This is a genomic window from Streptomyces recifensis (assembly GCF_002154615.1).
Taxonomy (GTDB): domain Bacteria; phylum Actinomycetota; class Actinomycetes; order Streptomycetales; family Streptomycetaceae; genus Streptomyces; species Streptomyces griseoluteus.
In genome coordinates this window covers 1-4204 of sequence record NZ_MUNH01000045.1, presented here as the reverse complement: position 1 = coordinate 4204, position 4204 = coordinate 1, and the positions used below count along the sequence as shown (strand labels likewise).

The window sequence follows — 4204 nt, the reverse complement described above, 5'->3', positions numbered from 1 at the left end:
TGTCGCCGAAGGTGAGGCGGGCCGCCAGGGCGGAGGCTTCCCGGATGGCCTCGGCGACCTGCTCGGCCTCCTCGGCGGGGCAGTGCACGATCACCTCGTCGTGCTGGAAGAAGACCAGCTCGGCGGCGAGGTCCACGCACGCGCGCCGCAGAGCGGCGAGGAGCAGCAGCGCCCAGTCTGCGGCGCTGCCCTGGACGACGAAGTTACGGGCGAACCGGCCCCGGCCCCGGTCGGCGGACGTTTCCCCGCGCTCCTCGCCCACCGGAATGCCCGCCTCCTCCGCCGCGTCCGCGCCCGTCCCCGTCGCGGGCGGGCAGGTGCGGCCCAGCCAGGTGCGGACCAGGCGCCCCTCCTCGCCCGCGCGGGCCGCCTCGTCCACGTAGGCCACCGCCTTCGGGTAGCGGCGGCGCAGCGCGGCCAGGTTCTTCAGGCCGTCGCCCGCGGTCTGGCCGTAGACCGCGCCGAGGACGGCCAGCTTGGCCTGGTCGCGGTCGCCGGAGAAGGTGCGGTCGGACACCGCCTGGTAGAGGTCGCCCTCGCGGGACGCCACCTCCATCAGGCCGGGATCGCGGGAGATCGCCGCCAGCACTCTCGGCTCCATCTGGGCCGCGTCGGCCACCACCAGCCGCCAGCCGGGGTCGGCCACCACCGCGCGGCGGATCACCTTGGGGATCTGCAGCGCGCCCCCGCCGTTGGTGATCCAGCGCCCGGTGACCGTGCCGCCCGCGTGGAACTCCGGCCGGAACCGCCCCTCGCGCACCCAGTCCCGCAGCCAGGACCAGCCGTGCGCCACCCAGATGCGGTACAGCCGCTTGTACTCCAGCAGGGGGGCCACCGCCGGGTGGTCCACGGAACGCAGCTCCCAGCGGCGGGTGGAGCCGACCTTGATCCCGGCTCGCGCGAAGGCCCTGATCACATCGGCCGGGAGGTCGGGGCGGACCCGGTGGCCGAAGGCGGCGGACACCTCGTCGGCCAGCTCGGCCAGCCGGCGCGGTTCGCCGCCGCCCGCGTACCGCTCGCCCAGCAGGTCGGTGAGCAGGGCGCGGTGCACGTCCGCGCGCCAGGGCAGGCCCGCGTGGTTCATCTCGGCGGCCACCAGCATCCCCGCCGACTCCGCGCTGGTCAGCAGGCGCATCCGGTCGGGGTGGGCGGTCCGCTCGTGTCTTCGCTGCTGCTCGGCGTAGACCTCCAGGAGGTCGGTCAGCGGCATCCGGGTGCCGGTCGGTTCGAACAGTGAGGACTGCGCGCCCGGTTCGGCCGCGCGCTGCGGTGGGTCGGGCGGTACGGGGCCGCCCCGGAGGCGGGCCAGGGCGGCGGCGGCCGAGCGTGGTTCGCCGTGCCGTCCCTCGTGGCCCAGGAGCAGGGTCTCGGCGTCCTCGACGTCGTAGCACCGCTCTACTCGCACCCCCGTGGCGAGCAGGCGCGGGTAGACCTCGGCGGTCGACCTCCACACCCAGCGTCCGGTCTCCGGGCGGCTCCGCACCGCCTGGGCGAGATCGCTCTCGCGCCGGACCGGCCCCGCGGGCAGCCCGTTCCGGCCGAGGGGGGCGACGTCCACGCCACCGTCCTCGGCCGGTGCGAGCGCCCACCGGTCGGTCATGCGTCCGAGTGTGGCAGGAAGGTCTGACAATGGTCCTGAGCTGCGCTTTCGCCGCGCGGGTCAGCTTTCCTGCGCGTCGTCCGGGTGGGTGGCGGCCTGCTGGGCCGAGGCGGCCGCCTGCTTCTGCTCCAGGAGCAGGGCCAGCACCCGGTTCACGTACTCCTCGGTGCCCTCCTTGGTGATGCCGAGGCCGGCCAGGACCCCGGTGCCGTTCTCCTGCTCCAGCAGGGCCAGCAGGATGTGCTCGGTGCCGATGTAGTTGTGGCCGAGCCGGAGCGCCTCGCGGAAGGTGAGCTCCAGGGCCTTCTTGGCCTCGGGGCCGTAGGGGACCAGGTCGGGGGTGGTGCCGGTGGCCGGGGGGAGCGCGGCGGTCGCTGCCCGGCGTACGGCTTCGGCCTCCACACCCTGTGCCTCCATGGCCTTCACCGCGAGGCCCTCCGGTTCGGCCAGCAGGCCGAGGACGAGGTGCTCGGGGCGGCCTTCGGCGTTGCGGGCGGTCACCGCGGCGTTGTGCGCCGCCATGACGACGTTGCGGGCGCGGGGGGTGTAGCGGCTGAAGCCCTGGTTGGGGTCGAGGTCGGCCGACTCCTTGGAGACGAACCGCTTCTGCGCCGCCTGCCGGGTCACGCCCATGCTCTTGCCGATGTCGGTCCAGGACGCGCCGGAGCGGCGGGCCTGGTCCACGAAGTGCCCGATCAGATGGTCCGCCACGTCGCCGAGGTGGTCCGCGGCGATCACCGCGTCCTGGAGCTGTTCGAGGGGTTCCGCGTGGGCGGTCTTGATGGCTTCGATGAGGTCGTCGAGGCGTACGGATGCCGTGACTTTCGGGTTGGTCGCCATGTGACAACCGTAGGTTGACAGTGCGGGACTGTCAACCGATGGTTGACAGTCGCCTGGCGCAGGAATCCGAAAGGTTTTCCACAGGCTGTGGACGGTGTCGGCGGGCTGTCGGCCCGCCGTGGCACGATCGACCACGTGACCAGCACTGCCAGCACCGTCGAACGCGCCTTCGCGGCCGCTCTCTACGACGACACCGACTCGGGACTCGACACCGGCGCGTCCCTGCTCGCCGCCGACACCGGTGCCGACGCCGAACTCACCCGGCGCGGCGAGGAGTTCGTGGCGGCCGCCTGGCAGCGGGGGTGGCAGCCCGCCGACGTGGTGCGGCTGGTGCGGCGAGAGCGGGAGGACGTCCACCTCGACCTCGCCGCCGCGCTGATCCGGGCCCAGGCCGCGAAGGACCGGCCGCGCGGACCCCGCTGGACCGCCCAGCTCGACGCCCTCGCCGAGCAGCCCGAGGCCCGCCCCGCCGACCGCTTCTCGCACGCCACCACCGTCCTCGAGCTGTACCGGCTGTTGCTGCGGCTGCCCACGCTGGAGCCGCTGGAGGAACCCCGCCGGCCCGCCGGACCCGGCACGTCCCGGATGCTCGGCCGTATCCGCGCCCTGCTCGCCAAGGCCGAGGGCACCGGATACCCGGAGGAGGCCGAGGCGCTCACCGCCAAGGCGCAGGAGCTGATGGCCCGGCACAGCGTCGACGAGGCGCTGCTCGCCGCCTCCGCCCCGGCGCCGGACGCGCCCGGCGCGTGCCGGATAGGCGTCGAGCCGCCGTACGAGCAGGCCAAGGCCGTACTGCTGGACGCGGTCGCCCGGGCCAACCACTGCCGCGCGGTGTGGAACGAGCCGTACGCCTTCTCCACGGTGGTCGGCTTCGAGGCCGACCTGGAGGCGGTCGAGCTGCTGTACACCTCGCTGCTGGTGCAGGCCACGCACGCGATGGCGAAGGCCGAGGCTGCGCAGCGGGCCGGGGGCCGCAAGCGGACCAAGACCTTCCGTCAGTCGTTCCTCGCCGCCTACGCCCACCGCGTCGGCGACCGCCTCACGGCCGCCGCCGAGAGCCAGGTCAGCGAGGACCTGCTCCCGGTGCTGGTCACCCGCGAAACAGCCGTCACCGACCGCCTGGAAACCATGTTCCCCCGCACGACCACCACCCGCCTGCGCGGCATCAACGACGAGGCCGGCTGGACGGAGGGGGCGAAGGCGGCAGACAAGGCCCAGGTGAGGTCCCGGCCGAGGCTGCCGTGAGACCCCGGCGCCGCCGCATGCGGGACGGCGGCGCCCGCGCTGGCGGCCGCCTCCGGCATGCCCGCCGCCCACCCCGGAGCGGCGCACACCCGCGCGGGAGTCGGCCTGGTGACGCACGCTGCCCGGGACCGCACCGGCCACGAGCTGTCAGACTGGCGCCGAACCGGGACGGGTCCCGCCCGAGCCGTTGACCGCCCTCCGGGCGACGGCCCGCTGCCGCGCGCGGAGCGCGTCCGCGCCGGAGCCGACCGTGGCGGGCCGCCCGGCCGCGACCGCGCCGGCCGCAGGCTGTAGGACCGCCGAGCCGAGGACGGTCAGGCCCGAGCCGCCGGGAGCGAAGCCCTCCTGCGGTCGCACCCACCGCGGGTTGTCGGACCCCGGCCCCGCCGAGCCCGGCCGCGACCGGGCCGGCCGCAGGCTGTAGGACCGCCGAGCCGAGGCGGCCGGTCAGGCCCGAGCCGCCGGGAGCGAAGCCCTCCTGCGGTCGCACCCACCGCGGGTTGTCGGACCCCGGCCCCG

At 75.1% G+C, this 4204-nt stretch carries 4 protein-coding genes; 1 reads left to right on the top strand and 3 read right to left on the bottom strand.

Annotated elements, in window-relative coordinates; genetic code table 11:
- On the bottom strand, positions 1 to 1600 hold a 1600-nt coding region (locus CCN33_RS02965; protein WP_086690765.1), incomplete at its 3' end, for a bifunctional 3'-5' exonuclease/DNA polymerase.
- 60 nt (positions 1601 to 1660) lie between these two features.
- The gene (locus CCN33_RS02960) at positions 1661 to 2440 is read right to left on the bottom strand and encodes a Clp protease N-terminal domain-containing protein (protein ID WP_086690763.1); all 780 of its coding nucleotides are present in this window, start codon (positions 2438 to 2440) and stop codon (positions 1661 to 1663) included.
- Between the two features lie 135 nt (positions 2441 to 2575).
- Between CCN33_RS02960 and CCN33_RS02955 the strand changes: the two genes are divergently transcribed.
- Positions 2576 to 3685 carry a DUF2786 domain-containing protein gene (locus CCN33_RS02955; RefSeq protein ID WP_208621642.1) on the top strand — a complete coding sequence of 370 codons (1110 nt, stop codon included), beginning with the start codon at positions 2576 to 2578 and terminating at the stop codon, positions 3683 to 3685.
- Positions 3686 to 3832: 147 nt separating this feature from the next.
- Here CCN33_RS02955 and CCN33_RS31455 read toward each other — a convergent pair whose 3' ends face one another.
- Positions 3833 to 4042 carry a hypothetical protein gene (locus CCN33_RS31455; protein WP_140394453.1) on the bottom strand — a complete coding sequence of 70 codons (210 nt, stop codon included), beginning with the start codon at positions 4040 to 4042 and terminating at the stop codon, positions 3833 to 3835.
- Positions 4043 to 4204 lie beyond the last annotated feature (162 nt).